The sequence below is a fragment of the Streptomyces chumphonensis genome (assembly GCF_014779715.1).
GTDB lineage: Bacteria > Actinomycetota > Actinomycetes > Streptomycetales > Streptomycetaceae > Streptomyces > Streptomyces chumphonensis.
In genome coordinates this window covers 416,784-436,321 of the sequence record NZ_JACXYU010000003.1, presented here as the reverse complement: position 1 = coordinate 436,321, position 19,538 = coordinate 416,784, and the positions used below count along the sequence as shown (strand labels likewise).

The window sequence follows — 19,538 nt, the reverse complement described above, 5'->3', positions numbered from 1 at the left end:
GAGTTCCCTCGGGCCCCCGCAGGCGCTCCCCGGAGCAGGTGGCAGCGGGTGGGCGGCCCCCGGCACGCCCGCCGACGCCGTCGGCCGCCGGGCTCGTCCGGCAGCCGGTCGTGGGTTCTCTCCACCGTGTGGCAGTGCTTCGGTGGCGCGCCGGGGGGAGCCCTCAGCCCCGTCGGCCACCCGCTGTACGGGCCACGCGGATCGTACGCGGCGCACTTGCCTCCCGCGGAGCCCGGCCCGGTCCCGGCGGCGATGTCGTCGCTCCAGTCCCTCGCGCACGTCCGAGTCGGTGAACGATGCGGACCGCGGTGACGGGCGGGCGGCGCCGCGCGGACGAGACGGTGCCCGTGTTGGCGGCCTTCCCCGTGTGTCCGCCCGGATCCCTTCGTGTGTGTCTCCTCAGCAACCGAGGAGACCGGCAGACCGGTGAGGACGGCGGAGTTCGCCCCACCGCTCTCCGTGCGTGGCCACCAGCGCCGGGAGGTGAGGAGAGGGGTGCGGCGGGGCCTGGTTCCGTGCCGGGTGCCGGTACACCGGAGCGCTGCCGTCGCATGCCCGCGCGTACGCCATCGTCCTCCTGGATCGGGTCATCGACACGCGGCGGTGCGTGGCGGTTCTGGTTCTGGCGGCGGTGTAGCCCCTCCCCTAGTAGTTCGATATCTGTCAACATAGATGTATGTCGAATAACGGGGCGCTGCCCCTCCTGGAATCCCCGAGCGGTCGGGCCGTGGCGCCCTGCTGCCCGCCACTGACCGAGCGCCTGATGAACGCCGAGGAGGCCGAGGCGGCGTCCCGGATGTTCAGAGCGCTCGGCGATCCGGTGCGCCTGCGGCTGTTCTCCGCCGTGGCCTCGCACGAGGCCGGGGAGACCTGCGTCTGCGACATCCCCGACGTGGGCGTCTCCCCACCCACGGTCTCCCACCACCTGAAGAAGCTGAAGGAGGCCGGGCTGCTCACCTCCGAGCGGCGCGGCACCTGGGTGTACTACCGGGTCGAGCCGTCCGTGCTCGCCGCCATGGGCACGATCCTGACCGGGCCGGGGGAAGCCTGAGCGGAGACAGGGCAGCCCTCACGGGAGGCGTGCGAGGTGGAGCACTCCGCCTACGGCACCCGGCGCGACGTCGCCCTCGTCGGACACCGCGGCCCAGGCGTCACGGGGGACCGGCCCCTCCTGCCCTCCGGCGCGGCGGGGTCCGTTTGCGGCGCGGTGAGCCCTTCATGGCGAGTGCCATAACAATGTAACATTGCATTACCGCTGTCCCTCACACCCCGGAGCTGGCATGACCCCACCCTCGGCCCGCATCACCACCGGCAGCCACGACCTGCCGGTCTCCCCCGCCCTGGCGTCGTTCATGAGCGGTGGCTGGGCTCCGTCCCCCGTGGACCACGCCGTGCGCGCTCCCCGCGGCGGCGCCACCCTGGGCCGCCGGGCCCGCCTGTCCGCGCACTTCCCCGGCGAGCGGCTCGTCCTGCCGGCCGGGCGGCTGACCACCCGGTCCAACGACTGCGACCACCACTTCCGCCCGCACACCGCCTACGCCTGGCTGACCGGTCTCACCGGCGAGGACCAGCCCGACAACGTGCTCCTCATGGAACCGTCCGGGCCCCGGGGGCACCATGCGGTGCTCTATCTGCGGCCGCGCTCCCCGCGGACGGGGGAGGAGTTCTACCGCGACCGCCGCTACGGCGAGTTCTGGGTCGGGCCCCGCCCCGACCTGGCGGAGGCGGAAGCACTGACGGGTATCGAGTGCCGCCACCTCGACGAGCTGCCCGGAACGCTGTCGGGGCCCCAGCCGCCCACCCGGACGCTGACCGGTGTCGACGGCGCCGTCGACGCTCTCGTCGCGACCCGGACCTCCGGCGAGGCGGAGCGGCTGCGGGAGAGGGAACTCGCCGCCTGCCTGTCCGAACTGCGCCTGGTCAAGGAGGCGTGGGAGGTCGAACAACTCCAACTCGCGGTGGATCACACCACCGAGGGCTTCGAGGACGTGGTGCGGGCCCTGCCCCGGGCCCTGCGGCATCCCCGTGGTGAGCGATGGGTCGAGGGCGTCTTCAACCTGCGGGCCCGCGCCGAGGGCAACGGCACGGGCTACGAGACGATCGCGGCCGCGGGAGCCCATGCCTGCGTACTGCACTGGGTGCGCAACGACGGGCCGCTGGACCCCTCCCAGCTTCTGCTGCTGGACGCGGGCGTCGAGACCGACACCCTGTACACCGCCGACATCACCCGCACCCTGCCCCTCTCAGGGCGCTTCTCCCCGGTGCAGCGGCAGGTCTACGAACTGGTCCTCGCGGCCCAGGAGGCCGGTATCGCCGCGCTGCGTCCGGGCGTTCCGTTCCGGGACTTCCACCGCGCGGCGATGCGGGTGATCGCCGAAGGGCTGCGCGAGTGGGGGGTGCTCAAGGCGCCCCTGGACGAACTGGCCGGGGACAGCGGCCTCCACCGTCGCTACACCCTGTGCGGCAGCGGCCACATGCTCGGCATGGACGTCCACGACTGCGCCAGGGCGCGGGCCGACGCCTACGTCGAAGGCGTACTGGAGGAGGGGCAGGTCCTGACCGTCGAGCCGGGGCTGTACCTGCAACCCGACGACGAGACCCTGCCCGTCGAGTTGCGGGGCATGGGCGTGCGTATCGAGGACGACCTGGTGATCACCGGGGACGGAGCGCGGTTGATGTCGTCCGCCCTCCCCCGGACCGCGGACGGCGTCGAGGAGTGGATGGGCACGCTGTTGGAGGGCTGAGGCGGCCGCTGTCGGCGGGGCGTGCGCCGTCGCGGCCGCCCCCCGCCGTGCGTGCCCGCCCCTGCGGACCGGTGAGGGTCAGCGGGCGCCCAGCCGCCGGGACGGCGGCGTGCGTCGGGGTTCGTCCCGCTTCCTCGCGGCCCACAGGGAACGCACGTGGGACAGGTGTCGGCGCATGTGCCCCTCGGCCGCGGCGGCGTCCCCGGCGATCATGAGATCCAGCAGCTCGGCGTGCTCCTCGGCCGAGGCCACCAGCATCCCGGCTTCGGCGAGTTCGGTGAGGCCGTAGAGCCGGGAGCGTTTACGCAGGTCACTCACCGTCTCGACGAGCCGGGCGTTGCCGGCGAGGGAGAGCAGTCCGAGGTGGAAGCGTCGGTCGGCCTCCAGGTAGCCGATGAGGTCACCGGCTCGCGCGGCGGCCACGATCTCCTCGGCCACCGGGCGGAGGGCCTCCAGCCGCTCGCGGGGAACCGACCTCGTCACCTCGCCCACGGTCGGGATCTCGATCAGGGCGCGGATCTCGGTGAACTCGTCGAGGTCACGCTCGGACAGTTCGGTGACGCGGAAACCCTTGTTGCGCACCGGCTCGACCAGCCCTTCGCGCGCCAGGTCCAGCATGGCCTCCCGCACGGGGGTCGCGGAGACCCCGTACTCGGCGGCCAACGCGGGGGCGGAGTAGACGGTCCCGGGCTGCAGTTCGCCCGCGATCAGTGCGGCCCGGAGGGCATTGGCCACCTGATCACGCAAGTGCTCCCGCACCGAGACGAGTTTCCGGGACTGGGGCTCGCTCATGGATTCCCTCCGTGGACCGGCGGCCCACTATACAATGTCACGTTGCGAGCCGACCGCGCTCGTCGACGGAGCGGGCTCAGGCCGACCCGGCGGGCAGGAGCGAGACCGTGCGGCTGGACGTGTAGAAGTCCATCGCGGCGCGCCCCTGTTCCCGCATGCCGATGCCGGATTCCTTCTCCCCGCCGAAGGGAAGGTGGAAGTCGACGCCCGTGGTGGGGGCGTTGACGCGCAGCATGCCGGTGGTCAGACGGTCCAGCACCGCGAGGGCGACGTCCAGGTCGCCGGTGTGCAGGGAGGTGACCAGGCCGTACGGAGTGCTGTTCGCGGCGCGGACGGCGTCGTCCAGGTCCGCGGCGCCCGACAGCACGGCGAGGGGGCCGAAGGTCTCGCGGCGGTGCAGTTCGTGGTGGGCGGGCACGTTCTCCAGCAGCACCGGGTCGGTGTACCAGCCCGTGGCCGGGCCGGGCCGGCGGGCACCCGCGCCGGCCAGGGCGCGGGCTCCGGAGCGCAGCGCGCCGTCGCGGGCCCCGGCGACGCGGTCGAGAGCCGCCTGCGAGATGACGGGCCCGCAGACGGTGGCCGCCGCGTGGGGAGCGCGGGCGGGCAGTCCCCGCAGTGCCTCGGCCAGTGCCTCACGCAGGGGCGGCAGCGCGCCGCCCACGGCGATCACCCGTCGGGTGGCGGTGCACTTCTGCCCCGCGTAACCGGCGATGGCGACGGCGATGTCCGCCGCCGCGCGTTCGGGGTCGGCGTCGGGCAGCACCACGGCGGCGTTGTGGCCGCCCATCTCCGCCTGGACCGGGACGCCTCGGGCGACGGCGGCACGGGCGACGTCGGCCCCGACGGCGGTCGATCCGGTGAAGGAGACGACGTCGGCCACGCCGACCAGACGGGCGCCGACGTCGGCGCCTCCGGGAACGACCCGCAGCAGGTCCTCGGGCAGGGCCTGCCCGAGGACCTCGGCCAGCCGCAGCGCGCACGCCGTCGCCTCGGGTGCGGGTTTGAGGAGCACGGCGTTGCCCGCGGCCAGGGCCGGAGCGGCCTTCCAGGAGGGAATGGCCAGGGGGAAGTTCCACGGGGTGATCAACCCGGCGACACCGTGCGGCCGTCTCCGGGTGAGCAGCAGCCCTGGCCCGGAGGCCGGCTCGTGGACCGCACCGGTGGCGTCGTAGGGGTGCTGGGCGTAGTAGCGCCAGATGGCCGCCGTGCGCGCCAGTTCGCCGCGCGCCTCGGTGAGCGGTTTGCCGACCTCCCTGACCAGCAGCCCGGCGAGTTCCTCGGAGGCGGCCTCCACGGCGTCTCCGGCCCGGCGCAGGGCCGCGGAGCGTGCGCCCGCGCCGGCGGCGAGCCATTCCGTTCGGGCCCGGGAGGCCCGGTGCACCGCGCCGGTGACGGTGTCGGGGCCGCAGCCGTGCAACTCCACGACGATGTCGTCGGGATCGGCGGGGTTGCGGGAGACGAGCGGGCTGTCCGCCTTCTGTACGGGGGCGCGGTTCACAGCAGGAAGCCTTCCGGGAACGGGTCGGTGGGGTCGAGGAGGAACTGGGCGGTGCCGGTGATCCAGGCGCTGCCGGTGAACGTCGGCACCACGGCGGGACGGCCGGCGACCTCGGTCGTGTCCACCAGGCGGCCGGTGAAGGCGGTCCCGAGGAACGACTCGTTGCGGAAGTCGCGGTGCAGCGGGAGTTCGCCCCGGGCGTGCAGTTGCGCCATCCGGGCCGAGGTGCCGGTGCCGCAGGGCGAGCGGTCGAACCATCCGGGGTGGATGGCCATCGCGTTGCGCGAGTGTGCGGCGTCCGATCCGGGGGCGAGGAACTGGACGTGGTGGCAGCCGGTGATGCCGGGGTCCTCGGGGTGCGTGGGCTCACCCGCCGCGTTGATCGCGGCCATGACCTCCAGGCCGGCGTGCAGGATCTCCTCCTTGCGGGAGCGTTCGAAGGGCAGCCCGAGTTCGGCGAGGGGGAGGATGGCGTAGAAGTTGCCGCCGTAGGCCAGGTCGTAGGTCACGCGCCCGAAGCCGGGGACGTCGACGGTCGCGCCGAGCGCCGCCGCGAAGGACGGGACGTTGCGGAGCGTCACCGCGCGGGCGTGGCCGTCGGCGACGTGGACCGCGGCGGTGACGAGCCCGGCCGGGGTGTCCAGGCGGACGGTCGTGACCGGTTCGGTCACCGGCACCATGCCCGTCTCCACCAGGACCGTGGCCACGCCGATCGTGCCGTGCCCGCACATGGGCAGGCAGCCGGACACCTCGATGTAGAGGACTCCCCAGTCGGCGTCGGGGCGCGTCGGGGGTTGCAGGATGGCGCCGCTCATGGCGGCGTGTCCGCGTGGTTCGTTCGTCAGCAGGGTGCGGATGTGGTCCAGGTGGCGCATGAAGTACGTACGCCGTTGGGCCATGGTGGCGCCGGGGACGGGCGCGACGCCCCCGGTGACGACGCGGGTGGGCATGCCCTCGGTGTGGGAGTCGACGGCGTGGAAGACATGGCGGCTGCGCATGGCTCTTCTCCTGCGGGCTGGTTCCGGAGGGGCGGGGTCACGCCAGGCCGTCGGCGAGGGCCTTCTCCGTCGCGGCACGGACGGCCGCGCCCGCTTCGGGGCCCAGGGCCGAGCGCGGCGGACGGCAGGGGCCCCCGGGGCGCCCCGCGAGGTCCATGGACGCCTTGATCGCCTGGACGAACACGTGCCGGGTGTCCCAGCGCAGGAGCGGGTGCAGGGCCCGGTAGAGGGGCAGGGCGGTGTCCAGGTCCCGGGCGACGGCGGCCCGGTACAGCGCGACGCAGGAGTGCGGCAGGGCGTTGGGGTAGCCCGCGATCCACCCGACGGCGCCGGCCAGGGCGAGTTCGAGGAGGACGTCGTCGGCGCCGACGAGCAGGTCGAGACCGGGGGCGGCCTCGGCGATCTCGTAGGCCCGACGCACGTCCCCGCTGAACTCCTTGACCGCCACGATGTGCTGCCGGGCGTGCAGTTCCGCCAGGAGCCGGGGGGTCAGGTCGACGCGGGTGTCGTGCGGGTTGTTGTAGGCGACGACGGGCAGCCCCACGCTCGCGACCCGCGCGTAGTGGTCGCGGACCTCCGCGTCGTCGGCGCGGTAGGCGTTGGGCGGCAGCAGCAGGGCGGAGCCGGCCCCGGCCTCGGCGGCCTGCTCGGCCCAGCGCGCGGCCTCCGCGCTGCCGTAGGCGGAGACGCCGGCCATGACCCGGCTGCCGTCCCCGGCGGCCTCCACGGCGGTGCGCACGACGCGGGCGCGCTCGTCGTCGGTGAGGGTCTGGTACTCCCCCAGCGAGCCGTTGGGGACGACGCCGTCGCACCCGGCGTCGAGCAGCGAGCGGACGTGCTCGGCGTAGGCGTCGTGGTCGATCGACAGGTCGTCCTTCAGGGGCAGGGTGGTGGCCACCATGACGCCGCGCCAGGGGTGGTCGGGGGTGTGCAGGGGTGCGCTCATGTGCGGTTCTCCTCGTGTGTCGGTCCAGGGAGGCGGGTGCGGCGCGTGGGTGGGACCCAGGGGCCGGTGTGCCGGTCGGGTGCGGGTCAGGTGTGCTCGTCCGGGCGGGGCGGGGCGGGTTCGGGGAGTCGGGCGAGTCGGGCGAGGGGGACGGGGCGGGCGAGGGGGCGCCGGTCCGCGCTCACCGGGGCACGGCCCGAGCCCGCCGCGAGGCAGGAGACGGCGGGCCCGCACATCCGTCCCTGGCACCAGCCCATTCCGGCCCGGGTCAGGAGCTTGACGGTGCGGGTGTCGGTCGCGCCGTAGGTGTCGGCCGCCGCGCGTACCGCGGCGGCGTCGACCTCCTCGCAGCGGCAGATCTCGGTGTCCTCCCGCAGCCATCCGGTCCAGCCGGGGCCGGGTCGGTGGACCTCGGCCATCAGGTCCGCGAAGGCCCTCAGCCGGGCGACGCGGGCGCGCAGCCCCGCGGTCGTCCACCCGGCGGCGGAGGCGCCCCGGGCGGCGGCGGCGATCTCCCGGGCCGCCAGTTCGCCCTCGCGGAGCGCGAGGGGGGCGCCGCCGACGCCGGTGGTCTCGCCCGCCGCCCACACGCCCGCCACGCTGGTGCGCAGGGCGGCGTCGACCATGACGGCGGGGGTGCCGTCGGGGGCGGTCCGCGTCTGGCAGCCCAGCTCCAGGGCGAGTTCGAGCTGGGGCACCAGGCCGTGCCCGACGGCCAGCGCGTCGCAGGGCAGGTGCTGCTCGGTGCCGGGCACGGGCCGCCAGTCCTCGTCCAGCCTCGCCACGGTCACACCGGTGACGCGATCGGTCCCGTGCGCCCGGACGACGGCCGTCCGGGTGCTCAGGCGTACCCGGCGGCGGGCCAGGGCCGCCGCGTGCCGGGCGCCTTCGGCGATCTTGCCGGGGTTGCGCAGCAGCGGGCCCGGCCGGTGGGCGTAGGACAGGTAGCCGCCCGCCTCCAGGACGCGGGGCACCCGGGCCCCGGCGGCCGACAGCGTGGCGGCGACGGCCAGCAGCAGGGGGCCGCTGCCCGCCACGACGACGCTCCGGCCCGGGAGGACCAGGCCCGACTTGACCATGGCCTGGGCTCCTCCGGCACCGACGACGCCGGGCAGGGTCCATCCGGGGAAGGGGAGTTGGCGTTCGTACGTTCCGGTGGCCAGGACGAGCCGGTGCGCCCGTACGGTCTCGTGGGGGGCTTCGCCGGTGGTCGGCTCGCCGGGGCGGGGCGCGGCCTGCGGCGGGACGGTGGGCGCGGTGTGCAGGGTCCAGCGCCCCGGGTGGTCGTGGGCCTCCTGGACGGTCCACACCTGCCGCTCCGTCAGGTGGCGGACCCGGCCGCCGGCCCGGTGTGCGCGGAGCCGGCCGAGGAGACCGACGAAGGCGGGCCAGCCGTGGTGGAGTGCCTGGGGACGGCGCGCCCCCAGGCCGGGGGCGGGGTGCCGGTAGTACTGGCCGCCGGGCCGGGGGCCGTCGTCGACGAGCGCCACGGTCAGCCCCGCGTCGGCGGCGGTGGCGGCCGCCGCCAGCCCGGCGGGCCCGGCACCGACGACCGCCACGTCGTAGGGTGCGGCCGGGGGCTCAGCGGGCGAGGTCGGCACGGCCGTGTCCTTCCTGGGGGGTGACGGTGTCGCCGTCGCGGGCGGGCACCAGGCACGCGCGCTGGTTGGGGCGGCCGTTGACGGTGATCAGGCAGTCGAAGCAGACCCCGATGCCGCAGAAGGCGCCGCGCGGGCGTCGGCCGTCGCGGGTGGTGCGCCAGGAGAGGACGCCGGCGGCCCACAGCGCGGCGGCGATGCTCTGGCCGGGCAGGGCGGGCAGGGTGCTGCCCGCGTAGTCGATGCTGATGGCGGGCTGGGGTCGGGACCGCACCAGCCCGGCGGGGTCACGTGGCATGGGGGCTCCTCGGAGGGGTCGGGCGGTGGCGGTCGTCGGGGGGCCGGACGGTCATGCGGGAGGACTCGGGGTGGGGAAGCGGTCGGGGCGGAAGGGGGCGAGGTCCACAGCGGGCTCCTCGCCGCGGAGGGCCTGGGCGAGCAGCAGTCCGGTGCCCGGCGCGAGCCCGATGCCGGCGCCCTCGTGCCCGCAGGCGTGGTGGAGGCCGGGGACGCGGGGGTCGGGGCCGATCGCCGGGAGGTGGTCGGGCAGGTAGGGCCGGAAGCCGTGGTAGGCGCGCAGGACGCTGACCTCGGCCAGGACGGGGAAGAGGGCGGTGGCGTCCAGGGCCATGCGCCGGAGGGCCGCGGTGGACAGGGACCTGTCGAATCCGGTGCGTTCCCGGCTGGAGCCGATCAGTACGGGACCTGCCGGTGTGCCCTCGATCACCGGGGAGGTGTGGAGGGCCGCGGAGTCGCTCGTGACGTCGGCGAGGTAGGCGGCGGCGTAGACCTTGTGCCGGACCACGCGGGGCAGGGGCTCGGTCACCAGGACGAAGCCCCTGCGCGGCATGACGGGGAGTGTCGTTCCGGCCAGCTCGGCGATGCGCGCGGACCAGGGGCCGGCGGCGTTGACCACGGCCGGAGACCTCAGCTCGCGCCGGGGTGTGCGCACGCCGTCGATCCGCCCCCGTGGCGTGACCACGACCTGGGTGACGGGCTCCCCGGGGTGGAGGACGGCGCCCGAGCCGATCGCGGCGTGCAGGAGGCGGGACGCGGCGAGGGCGGGCTGGACCTGGGCGTCCTGGGGGTAGTGGACGGCTCCGGCCAGGCCGGGGGCCAGGTGCGGTTCGAGGTCGCGGAGCCGCTGGGCGGGTACCTCGCGGGTCGTCACGCCGGCGGCCGCCTGGCGCGCGGCGGCGCTGCGCAGCGCCGCCCACTGCGTCTCGTCGGCGGCCACCACGACGCCGCCCTTGGCCTCGTACTCGATCCCCTGCGGCAGCTGGGCGGCGAGGTCGCGCCACAGGCCGGTGGAGAGGAGGGCCAGGTCGAGTTCGGGTCCGGGGGACTTGTCGGAGACCAGGAGGTTGCCCTCCCCCGCCCCCGTCGTACCGGCGACCGGACCGGCGCGGTCGACGACGGCCACCGTCAGTCCGGCGCGGGCGGCGTAGTAGGCGCACGCGGCGCCGACGATGCCCGCGCCGATGACGATCACGTCGACGGTCTGTTTCATGAGCACCACAGTAATATGTCACATGCTTCTACGGTAGTCCGGGAGGCGTCGAAGACCTTTTCGACGCGGAGGCCGGGGCGCGCGGGGAGGGAACGCGCCGCCTGAGCCCTGCGACACGCCGCCGCCGTGCCGGGGCGGGCGGCGGGTGCCTTCGCCCGCCCCGGCGGTCGATGGGGCGCAGGGTCAGTACTCGGCCTTGACGGTCACCCCGGAGAAGTCCTCTGCGGCGGCGAGGCTGATGTAGTTCCAGCCCACGGCCGGGTTGTTGACGGTGAGCGTCTCGTCGTTGTCCGCACCCGTGGAGCGACTGGTGTAGGTAGTGGTGGTCGCCCAGGTGCTGTTGCTGTAGTACAGGTCGGCGTTGCCGGTCCCACCCGACGAGGTGATCCTCAGTTGCTGGGTACCGGCGGGGAGGTAGAGGTAGAGGTAGGCGTAGTTCCCGGCGGTCGCGGACAGGTTGCCGCGCCGGCAGTTGCGGTCGAGTTCCCGGGTGTCGGTGCCGGTGCACTCGGGAGTGGGATCCGGCCCGCCGACGGTGATGCTCTGGGTGGCGGTACCGGTGGCGCCCTTGTCGTCGGTGACGGTCAGCTTCACGGCGTAGGTGCCCGCCGCCGTGTACGTCTTGGCGGGGTTGGCGGCGGTGGAGGTGGAGCCGTCGCCGAAGTTCCACGAGCGGGCGGCGACGGTCCCGTCGGAGTCCGTGGAGCGATCGGTGAAGTTCGCCGTCAGGCCGCTGACGGCGACGGCGAAGGACGCGGTGGGCGCCTGGTTGCCGGGCGGGTTGGTGGAGCCGCCGCAGTCACCGGCCGCACACCGCGACAGCCAGCTGTACCAGTCGCTGTCGTAGCGGGTGCCGATGCTGCCGGTGAGGTAGGAGCGGGCGGCGTTCCAGTCGCCGTTGCGGTAGTGGCCCAGTACGGTGTCCATCTCGGCGCGGTGGGACTGGAGCATGTAGCGCACGGCGAGATAGCCCCACCGGTAGACGCGCGTGGTGTCGTGGCTGTAGGTGGTGTCGAACAGAGTGCTCAGCGCGTAGGTGCGCTTGCCGGCCTCGGTGACGGCCGCGTCGTAGCGCAGGCCGCGGTAGGAGTAGGAGACGTACTCGGCGAAGCCCTCGATCCACCAGACGGTGGGGGTGGCGATGTTGTCGGCGAAGCCTCCGTGCAGGTTGAAGCGGCCGTCGAGGTAGTGCGTGTACTCGTGGTTGAGGTTCCAGATCTCGAAGGAGGGCCGCACCCATTCGGCCTCGTAGGCGATGAAGCGCGCCTGGTTGCCGGCGGCGGAGGGGTCGCCCTCCAGGTACATGCCGCCGTTGTTCGTGTCGATGCCCCACGTCGCTCCGGCGTAGGTCCGGTAGTCGGTGCTGCTGTCGTAGACGACCACCTCCAGGCTGGTGTTGCGGTCGCCGGCGACCGGGCCGCCGTCCTTGGCGATGCCGTGGAAGTAGGCGTCCTGGTCGGCCAGGCTGCCGCAGGTGTCCGCAAGCTGCGCCGGGGACATCTGCTGGGCGCGGATGCGGAGACCGGCGCTGCAGGTGTGACGGACCACCAGGACCTCGGATATCAGGCGCTGCCGGAGGTCGCAGGTTCCGTAGTAGCCGCAGTTGGCCTTGTCGTAGCTGTCGGTCATCTCGGCGACGCCGACCCACAGGGGGGCGGTGTCCCCCTTGATGGAGCTCTGGTTGAGCAGCCCGGCCGCCTGCGGCCGCACCGTGCTCCGCAGTGACGCGTGCCGCAGGAACCGGGCGTGCTCGCGTCCGGCGTTGGACGTCAGGTAGCTCTGGTCGGTCCCCAGGAGGTTCCCGTGGGAGGAGGCGAAGTCGTACAGCGCGTCCAGGACGCCGCGGTCGGAGGACACCGCCGTGACGAAGGCGGGGACCTGGTGGCCGCGGAAGAGGACGGTGTAGACGTTGTTGACCGCGGTCAACAACCACCAGGAGGAGTTGTAGGAGCTGTCGTAGCCGTTCAGCAGACGCTTGACGACGTACAGGTAGCGCGCGTTCTCCTCGGCGCTGTCGATCAGGGTCACCGCCTCGGCGAGGACCTCGCCGTTGGCGTCGGTGACATCGCGGGAGCGGGGGGCGGCGAAGAACGCGTCGAGCCCGGCGCGGACGGCGGTGCGCAGCGTCGGGCCGTAGGGGCCGGTGTCGTCCTCGTGGTACCAGTGCACGTAGTAGCCGGCGCGCAGGTAGAGCACGAGCTGAGGCATCCCGGTGCTGCCGTCGCCGGGATATGACGCGGAGCCGTCCCGCAGCGCGTAGGCGACACTGGTCATCTGCCCCTCGCGGAACGCGTGGTGGGCATCGCTTCCCGTGAGGCCGAACAGTGTGTTGACGCAGTCCGTCGTGGACGCCTTGATCTGCCGCACCAGGGCGCTGCCGGTGCGGCCGGTGAAGTCACTCGTGTCGCAGTCGGGCACGGCCGCCGTCCTGGCTTCGCCCTTCTCGTCGGTCTCATGCTCCGGGACCGCCCGCATGGACGGCCGCTGCCGCGGCGCGGGGGAGGCGGGGTCGTCGTAGTCCCGGCGCAGCGCGTCCTTCGTCGAGGGCAGCGGAGCTCGGTCCTCGACCTTCAGCGGCTCACCGCGCACATGCTCGGGATCGTCGCCCGCACTCGTGTGCTCCGACGCCCGGGGCGGGACGTCGTGGGGAGTCTGACGCTCCGTCGGCTTGTCACCCGCGCGGCCGGGTGCCGCGTGTCCCGGAGCGGCGAGCGTGGCGATCCCGAGGCACAACACCAGGATCAGCACACTCAGCCTCGCGAGAGGGAGTCGGGCCTGTTCTGTTCTCACTCGCTGCCTCCAGCGGGAGGAAGGGGCCGTGTGGGGGCACGGCCGGTGGGGGACCCATGGAGGCCGGGCGATGGGGCCATCGGCTTGTCATGGGCACATCTGCAATGTGTGACAGGTAATATTGCACATGTCACGTCTCATGAGAACCCTCCTCCACACGACCCGCCTGACGGCCCGTCGAGTGGCAAGAAGTTGCGGGCGCCGTGCAGCAAGTGGACACCTGACGGTCTCCTCCGGGACGCCGGGGGCGGGCATCCTCTACCGCGCCGAGGGTGATTCAGCAGCGCTAGGGGGAACTGTCATGGCTGCAGCAAGCACATCCGGAAGAGTGACGGCCGACGCGGGAGCCGCCCGGCGCGGCACGGGTCGGCGGGGCGTGGTGACCGTCGCCCTGCTGGCCGCCGTCCTCACCGGCTCGGCATCGGCCGCGGCCGTGGCGTCCCCCAGCGCCTCGCAGTCCGCGGCCGACGCGGCGGCGCCGGGCCCGTCGGCCCGCGGCGCCGCCGCCCTCTCCGCGGACGGCCCGGGCCCCGGAGCGGTCCACCTCCCGGTGGCGTCCGAGACCGCCTGTGCCGCACTCGCCGCCCTCCCCGAACCCGCCGCGGTCGCCGCCGCGGCGGTGGCGCCGATGTGCCCCCAGGTCAACGGCTGGCAGTGAGTCCGTGCGGTTCCTGCTGCTCGGGCCACTGAGCCTCACCGAGGGTCCGGACACGGTCGTGCTCCCACCCTCCAAACCGACGGACCTGCTGGCCGCGTTGCTGCTGAACGCGGGCTCGGTCGTCTCCGTCGACTACCTGCTGCGCACGGTGTGGGGCGAGCACCGGCCGGCCAGCGCCAAGGCCGCCGTGCAGACCTGCGTGCTGCGCCTGCGCAGGCTGTTCTCCCGGCACGGGGTGAGCGCGACGCCCATCGAGGCGGTACCCGGCGGCTACCGGATCTCCGCCGGCCCCGAGACCCTGGACCTCGTGGATTTCCGTGAGCGGGTCCGGGCGTCCACCGAGGCGGGGGCCCCCGATCGGGAACTGCGCATGCTCGGCGAGGCGCTCGCCCTGTGGAACGGCTCGCTGCTGGCCAACGTCCGCTCCGAGGTGCTGCACCGCGACGAGGTCCCCCGGCTGACCGAGGAGCGGCTGCGTACCGTCGAACGCGCCTGTGACCTGCTGCTGTCGCTGGAGCGGTGCGGGGAGGCGCTGGTCGAGCTGTGGGGAGTGACGCGGGCCCACCCGGGTCACGAGCGGTTCCGCGAGCAGCTCATCGAGGCGCTGTACCGCACCGGACGGCAGACCGAGGCCCTGGCCGAGTACCGGCGCATCAAGGAACACCTGCTGGACGAACTCGGCGTCGACCCCTCACCGGCCCTGCGCCGTCTGGAACTCGCCATTCTGCGCGGGGACGAGCTCGGAACGGGTCACGGCGGCCGGGCCGAGCTCGCTTCGGCCGGGACGGGAGAGCCGGGCGGGCCGCCGGAACTGCCGGGCGGCACCGTGCCGGGCTCGGAGACCGGCGGGCCGCCGCGACCGGCCCAGGGCGGCGAGGGGACGGCCCGGCAGCGGCCCTCCGCCGTGCCGAGCCCCGTCTCCGCGTCGGGGTTTACGCGCGTCGACCACGCCGCCGAGCCCCTCGCCACCCGCGTCCTGCGCGACGTTCCGCACTTCACCGGCCGGGAGGCCGAGACCGAGGCGATGGCGGCCCGGCTGCGGGGCACCGACGGGGAGCCGGTCACCGAACTCATCTGCGGTCCGCCGGGGATCGGCAAGACCGCACTGGCCCGCCACGTCGCCCGGCTCGTCCGCGACAGCCACCCGGACGGGACGCTGCTGCTGCGGATGGCCCGGCCGGACGGCACGTCGGTCACCGCCGAGGAGGCCGCGGACGCGGCCCGGCGCGCCCTGGCGGAGACCGGCGGATCGCCGAACCGCACCCTGCTGCTCCTCGACGACGTCGTGGACGCCGAGCAGGTCCGCCCGCTGCTGACCTGCGGCACCCACGGCGCCGCCCTGCTCACCAGCCGGCGTCCGCTGGCCGGTCTCGTGGCCACGCACGGCGGCCGGGTGCACCGGCTGGGCGTGTTCAGCGCGCAGGAGTCCGGCCGACTGCTGAGCGCCGCGCTCGGCGCCGAGCGGGTGGCGGCCGAACCCGAGGCCGCCCGGTCGCTCGCGGACGTCTGCGGCCACTACCCGCTGGCCCTGCGGATCGCGGCGGCCCGGCTGTCCACCCGCCCCGCCCTGCGGCTGGCGGACTGCGCGCGCTGGCTCGCCGAGGACCCCTGGGCCCGGCTCTCCCTCACCGACGACCCGGACCTGTCCGTCGAACGGGTCTTCGGCACCGCCCTGGCCCGGCTGGACCCGCGGCTGGCCGAGGCGTTCCGGCGGCTGGCCGCGCTGCCCGACGACGCACTGCGCCCCGAGGAGGCCGGTCGGGTGCTGGGCGGGCTGCCGCCCCCGGAGGCCGAGCGGGCCCTGGAGTGGCTGGCCGACGCCGGTCTGCTGGAGGAGGGCCCGCCGGGCCCCTACCGCATGCACGCCCTGCTCCGTGCCTACGCGCGCTGGGCCGACGACCGAACCCGTTCCCGACAGAAGGTGTGACCCCATGGCAGCAGGAGCGTACGAGGCGCTGGCCGAGACCCGGCCGCGCATCCGCCGGGACGTGCTGTTCACCCGGACGCCCGGCGGCGTCCTCTTCCACAACGCCGACGGCGGGTTCCACCTCACCGGACGCACCGCCTACCGCTTCGCCTCCCTCCTCGTGCCGCACCTGAGCGGCCGCCACCGCCTCGCGGAGATCTGCGAGGGGTTCCAGCCGCCGCAGCGGAAGATGGCGGGGGAGCTGGTCAAGGCCCTGTACGCGCGGGACTTCGCGCGCGACGCCCCGGTGGAGGAGCCGGAGCCGGCGGCGGATCCGGCGACCGCCGCGGTCACGTCCCGGTTCGCTCCCCAGATCGCCTACGTCGACCACTACGCGGACGGCGCACGGGCCCGCTTCGCGGCCTTCCGGTCCACCCGGGTCGCCGTCCTCGGCCGGGACGAGGTGGCCCGCTGGTGCGCCGTCGGGCTGCTGCGCAACGGCTGCGCGACCCTCGGCGTCGAGGGCGACTTCGCCGAGGTCGCCGCGGAGGCCGCCGAACTGGAGGCCGCCGGGTGCCCGGTGGACGTCACCCCGCTGCTCCCCGCCGGGCGGACCGGAGCCCCTCAGGAGGACGACCCGGGCTGGGCCGACCTGGCCGACCACGACGTCGTCGTGGTCAGCGGTGCCCGGGCCGCCGCGCGCACCCACCGGCTGCTGGCCGAGGGCGTCCCCGAGGGCCGCGTCCTGCTGCCGTCCTGGACGTTCGGGGAGCACGCCGTCACCGGTCCGCTGCACCGGCCCGGCGCATCGGGCTGCTGGTCCTGCGCGCTGCTGCGGCTGGGGGCCAACCGGGACTCGGCCACCGCCGCCGAGTTGTGGAGCGAGGTCGCCGGCGCGGCACGCCCGCTGGACGCGGCGCAGGACGGGCCACTGCACGGCCCGGTCGCCGCCATGACCGGCAACCTCCTCGGCTACGAGGTGTTCCGGCTGACGACCGGCGCGCTGCCCGCCGAGACGGCCGCGCAGGTCCTCGTGCAGGACCTGCGCTCCCTCGACGTCGTCGCCGAGCCGGTGCACCCGCACCCCCGCTGCCGACTGTGCCGGGAGCCGGCGCCGAGTGACGCGGCGCAGCAGGTGCTCGTCGAGGGACCGGCCGCGCCGCACACCGCCACGGCCGGGGACGCCCGGGAGGCCGAGCAGGTCGTCGAGGACCTCAACGCCGTCACCGGCGCGCTCGTACGGCCCTGGACGGGCACGTTCCGGCGGTTCCTGGACGAGGAGCTGACGCAGACCCCGCTCAAGGTCAGCCGCCTGGAGGGGGTCTTCGGCGCGCAGGGCCCCCGGCTGATCGCCGCCTTCGACGTGCACCACCTGGCCGGGGCCCGCGTCCGAGCGCTGCACTCGGCCGCCGTCGCCTTCGTCGAGCACGTGGCGCCGGCTCCGGAGGAGGCCACCGGCGTCTCGCTGCTCACCAAGGAGACCGCCGCCGTACCGGCCGCCGCCCTGCGTCCGTTCGGCCCGGCCAACCGGGAGCGCCGGTACCCGGCCACGCGGGCTGGAGCGGGAGCGGGAGCATCGCCCCGGGAGGCGGCCGGCAGCGCGCTGCTCTCGGCCCTGGCCCATGAGGCCCTGCTCGGCGCCGTGTGCGGCACGAGCCCCGCGGCACCGCTGCCCGAGGACGAGGCGGACCCCGAACGCGTCTTCCTGCACCGGTCGGCCGGGCATCTGGAGGTCGGCGTCGAACTCCTCGCGCTCGGCGCGGACTCCCCCGGCGCCGTGCCCGTCGTCCTGGCCCGCGAGACCACGGCGGACGGCAACGGACGCTGGGCCGTCGCCGCCGCCCTGACCCGCCGGGCGGCGGCCACCGCCGCGCTGCGCGACCTGCTCGGACCGGTGCAGCTGGCCGCCCAGGAGCCCGGCACCCGGGTGGACCTCGGCGACCCGGTCCTGGCCGACCTCGCCCCGGGGACCCTGCGCGTCGATCCGGGCGGACGCCTCGGGCCGGACGGGACGACCTGGCCGGCCGTGCTGGAGGCGGTGCGCGCCGCCGGACGGGACGTGCTCCTCGTCCCCACGACGCCCGCCGCCCTGCTCGCCGGTGGCGTCCACACCGCCCGCGTCGTGCTCACCGGTGGTGCGGATGACCGGCGTTGAGGACGTGAACCACACCACCGGACCGGGCGCCGAGCACGCGGAGGCGGCGGAGCGGCTCGCCCGGGCCCTGGCCGAACTGGGTACACCGGTGCCCGTGGACGTCGCGCCGCTGGGCACCCGCGACGCCTTCGCCGCCGACGCCCACCGGGAACCCGGCGCCGACCCGGCGGCGGTGGGCATCCGGCTGTACGGGCGGCACGCGCTGGTCGGGCCGCTGCCCGGCCGGCGCGGCTGCGGGCACTGCCTGGCGCGGCGCTGGCAGGCCGTGCGGTCCGTGGCGCTGCGCGAGGCCCTGGAGCTGGGCGGGCCCACCCGGGCGGCCGGGGCCTCGCCGCACCTGACGCCGTTCGCGATCACCGCCCTGGCCGGTCTCGTCGCGGCCCGGCTGGACGGCGGCGGCCCGCCGGACACCGTCCACGGCCTGGTGCAGCTGTGCGACCTGCGGACCCTGGGCGTCCGGCACTACCCGCTGGTCGCCGACCCCGAGTGCCCCCGCTGCGGCCGCCGGGTGCCGGACACCGCCGAGGCCGCCACCCTGGAGCTGCGGCCGACGCCCAAGCGCCGGCCCGACTCCTTCCGGGTGCGGGACATCGCCTCCTACGACCTGCCGGTCGAGCCCTACGCCAACCCCGTCTGCGGCGCGCTCGGGCCCTCGGTGGTCTACGACGTCTCCTCCACCTCGACCTCGGCGACCATCGGCTGCTTCTCGCTCCGCTCGGGCGACTACCTGCGCGAGACGTTCTGGGGCGGCCACGCCGACTCGTTCGCCGAGAGCGCCCGCATCGGCGTCCTGGAGGGGCTGGAGCGGTACGCGGGGATGCGGCCGCGGGCCCGTGCGGCAGCGGTGCGGGAGTCGCTGACGACCCTGCGCGAGCACGGTGAGGCGCTGGTGGACCCCCGGGCGTGCGGGCTGTACTCGGCCGACTTCCACCACGCCAACCCGCACGTGCGGCCGTTCACGCCGGACCGCACGATCCCCTGGGTATGGGGGTACTCGCTGCGCGACCGGCGGCCCGTCCTCGTCCCCGAGGTGCTGACGTACTACCACACGCCGGGACTGGAGAACCGCTTCGTCCAGGAGAGCTCCAACGGTTGCGCCTCCGGCGGCGCGCTGGAGGAGGCCGTCTACTTCGGGCTGATGGAGGTGATCGAACGCGACGCCTTCCTGCTCGCCTGGTACGGGCGGGCCGAGCTGCCGGAGATCGACGTGCGCGGCAGCAACCGCCGCGCCACCCGGCACATGGTCGACCGCCTGGAGATGTACGGCTACGAGGCCCGCTTCTTCGACACCCGGATCACCTTCCCCGTCCCCGTCGTCACCGGGGTCGCGGAGCGGTACGACGGCGGCCCCGGCCGCATGTGCTTCGGCGCCGGCGCCGGTCTCGACCCGGAGGCGGCCCTGGCCGGCGCGTTGTGCGAGATCGCCACGGACGCCGTCAACCTGCCCGGCCGCACCGAGCGGGACGAGTCCCGGCTGCGCGCCATGGCCGCCGACTTCCACGAGGTGCGGGCCCTGCACGACCATCCGCTGGCCTACGGCGTCCCCGAGATGGGCGTGCACGCCGAGTTCCTGCTGGGCGCCCCCGGCGCCCCGCGCCCGCCGCGCCGGTCGATGGCCGACCTGTACGGCGGCGGCGCGGCGCCCGCCCCCTCCAGCGACCTGCGCACCGACCTGCTGGCGTGCGTGGACGCGGTGACGGCGCACGGGTTCGACGTCGTCGTGGTGGACCAGACCATGCCACAGCAGCGCGAGCTGGGTCTCACCACCGTCAGCGTCCTCGTGCCCGGGCTGCTGCCCATCGACTTCGGCTGGACGCGGCAGCGCGCCCTGGGGATGCCCCGGCTGCGCACCGCCCTGCGGGAGGCGGGAATGCGCGAGCACGACCTGACCGACGGGGACCTGAACCCCGCTCCCCACCCCTTCCCCTGACCCGCGACGCCAC

Annotated in this window: 14 protein-coding genes; 6 read left to right on the top strand and 8 right to left on the bottom strand. The window is 74.9% G+C overall.

Annotation, left to right across the window (positions count from 1 at the left end; all coding sequences use genetic code 11):
- Window positions 1–676 precede the first annotated feature (676 nt).
- Together IF129_RS09655 and IF129_RS09650 are read left to right on the top strand one after the other, a co-directional pair.
- Entirely contained in the window at window positions 677–1,051 is a 375-nt protein-coding gene (locus IF129_RS09655; RefSeq protein WP_191209104.1) for an ArsR/SmtB family transcription factor, read from the top strand.
- 229 nt (window positions 1,052–1,280) lie between these two features.
- Entirely contained in the window at window positions 1,281–2,744 is a 1,464-nt protein-coding gene (locus IF129_RS09650) for an aminopeptidase P family protein (RefSeq protein WP_191209103.1), read from the top strand.
- 78 nt (window positions 2,745–2,822) lie between these two features.
- On the opposite strand, the gene IF129_RS09645 is transcribed toward IF129_RS09650, so the two are convergent.
- From IF129_RS09645 to IF129_RS09610, 8 genes are all read right to left on the bottom strand, one after another.
- Entirely contained in the window at window positions 2,823–3,536 is a 714-nt protein-coding gene (locus tag IF129_RS09645; RefSeq protein ID WP_191209102.1) for a GntR family transcriptional regulator, read from the bottom strand.
- Between the two features lie 76 nt (window positions 3,537–3,612).
- The gene (locus IF129_RS09640) at window positions 3,613–5,034 is read right to left on the bottom strand and encodes an aldehyde dehydrogenase family protein (RefSeq protein ID WP_191209101.1); all 1,422 of its coding nucleotides are present in this window, start codon (window positions 5,032–5,034) and stop codon (window positions 3,613–3,615) included.
- Window positions 5,031–6,032: a proline racemase family protein gene (locus tag IF129_RS09635; protein ID WP_191209100.1), complete on the bottom strand. Its 1,002-nt coding sequence runs from the start codon at window positions 6,030–6,032 to the stop codon at window positions 5,031–5,033. Before IF129_RS09635 ends, IF129_RS09640 begins: the two co-directional genes overlap by 4 nt.
- A gap of 37 nt (window positions 6,033–6,069) precedes the next feature.
- Window positions 6,070–6,978, bottom strand: a complete 909-nt coding sequence (locus IF129_RS09630) for a dihydrodipicolinate synthase family protein (protein ID WP_191209099.1) — start codon at window positions 6,976–6,978, stop codon at window positions 6,070–6,072.
- Window positions 6,979–7,064: 86 nt separating this feature from the next.
- Window positions 7,065–8,579: an FAD-dependent oxidoreductase gene (locus tag IF129_RS09625; RefSeq protein WP_191209098.1), complete on the bottom strand. Its 1,515-nt coding sequence runs from the start codon at window positions 8,577–8,579 to the stop codon at window positions 7,065–7,067.
- Entirely contained in the window at window positions 8,560–8,874 is a 315-nt protein-coding gene (locus IF129_RS09620; protein ID WP_191209097.1) for a (2Fe-2S)-binding protein, read from the bottom strand. Before IF129_RS09620 ends, IF129_RS09625 begins: the two co-directional genes overlap by 20 nt.
- Window positions 8,875–8,925: 51 nt before the next feature.
- Window positions 8,926–10,092 (bottom strand): NAD(P)/FAD-dependent oxidoreductase, encoded by a 1,167-nt coding sequence (locus IF129_RS09615; RefSeq protein WP_381480395.1) that lies wholly within the window; start codon window positions 10,090–10,092, stop codon window positions 8,926–8,928.
- Between the two features lie 177 nt (window positions 10,093–10,269).
- Window positions 10,270–12,876: a collagenase gene (locus IF129_RS09610; RefSeq protein ID WP_381480393.1), complete on the bottom strand. Its 2,607-nt coding sequence runs from the start codon at window positions 12,874–12,876 to the stop codon at window positions 10,270–10,272.
- Between the two features lie 301 nt (window positions 12,877–13,177).
- Between IF129_RS09610 and IF129_RS09605 the strand changes: the two genes are divergently transcribed.
- The 4 genes from IF129_RS09605 to IF129_RS09590 are packed head-to-tail and all read left to right on the top strand — an operon-like array spanning window position 13,178 to window position 19,525.
- Complete coding sequence (locus IF129_RS09605) at window positions 13,178–13,534, top strand: hypothetical protein (protein WP_191209095.1); 357 nt, start codon at window positions 13,178–13,180, stop codon at window positions 13,532–13,534.
- Window positions 13,535–13,538: 4 nt separating this feature from the next.
- Complete coding sequence (locus IF129_RS09600) at window positions 13,539–15,461, top strand: AfsR/SARP family transcriptional regulator (RefSeq protein WP_191209094.1); 1,923 nt, start codon at window positions 13,539–13,541, stop codon at window positions 15,459–15,461.
- A 4-nt stretch (window positions 15,462–15,465) separates the two neighbouring features.
- A complete protein-coding gene (locus IF129_RS09595) occupies window positions 15,466–17,595 on the top strand; it encodes a TOMM precursor leader peptide-binding protein (protein ID WP_191209093.1) in 2,130 nt (709 codons plus the stop codon).
- Window positions 17,582–19,525, top strand: coding sequence for a TOMM precursor leader peptide-binding protein (locus IF129_RS09590; protein ID WP_191209092.1), 1,944 nt, complete (start codon window positions 17,582–17,584; stop codon window positions 19,523–19,525). The genes IF129_RS09595 and IF129_RS09590 overlap by 14 nt, the downstream gene beginning before the upstream one ends.
- The last annotated feature ends 13 nt before the right edge of the window (window positions 19,526–19,538 follow it).

Coding starts and splice junctions, on each gene's coding strand:
- IF129_RS09655 (WP_191209104.1), top strand. CDS start 677: ATGTCGAATAACGGGGCGCTGCCCCTCCTGGAATCCCCGAGCGGTCGG.
- IF129_RS09650 (WP_191209103.1), top strand. CDS start 1,281: ATGACCCCACCCTCGGCCCGCATCACCACCGGCAGCCACGACCTGCCG.
- IF129_RS09645 (WP_191209102.1), bottom strand. CDS start 3,536: ATGAGCGAGCCCCAGTCCCGGAAACTCGTCTCGGTGCGGGAGCACTTG.
- IF129_RS09635 (WP_191209100.1), bottom strand. CDS start 6,032: ATGCGCAGCCGCCATGTCTTCCACGCCGTCGACTCCCACACCGAGGGC.
- IF129_RS09630 (WP_191209099.1), bottom strand. CDS start 6,978: ATGAGCGCACCCCTGCACACCCCCGACCACCCCTGGCGCGGCGTCATG.
- IF129_RS09620 (WP_191209097.1), bottom strand. CDS start 8,874: ATGCCACGTGACCCCGCCGGGCTGGTGCGGTCCCGACCCCAGCCCGCC.
- IF129_RS09605 (WP_191209095.1), top strand. CDS start 13,178: ATGGCTGCAGCAAGCACATCCGGAAGAGTGACGGCCGACGCGGGAGCC.
- IF129_RS09595 (WP_191209093.1), top strand. CDS start 15,466: ATGGCAGCAGGAGCGTACGAGGCGCTGGCCGAGACCCGGCCGCGCATC.
- IF129_RS09590 (WP_191209092.1), top strand. CDS start 17,582: ATGACCGGCGTTGAGGACGTGAACCACACCACCGGACCGGGCGCCGAG.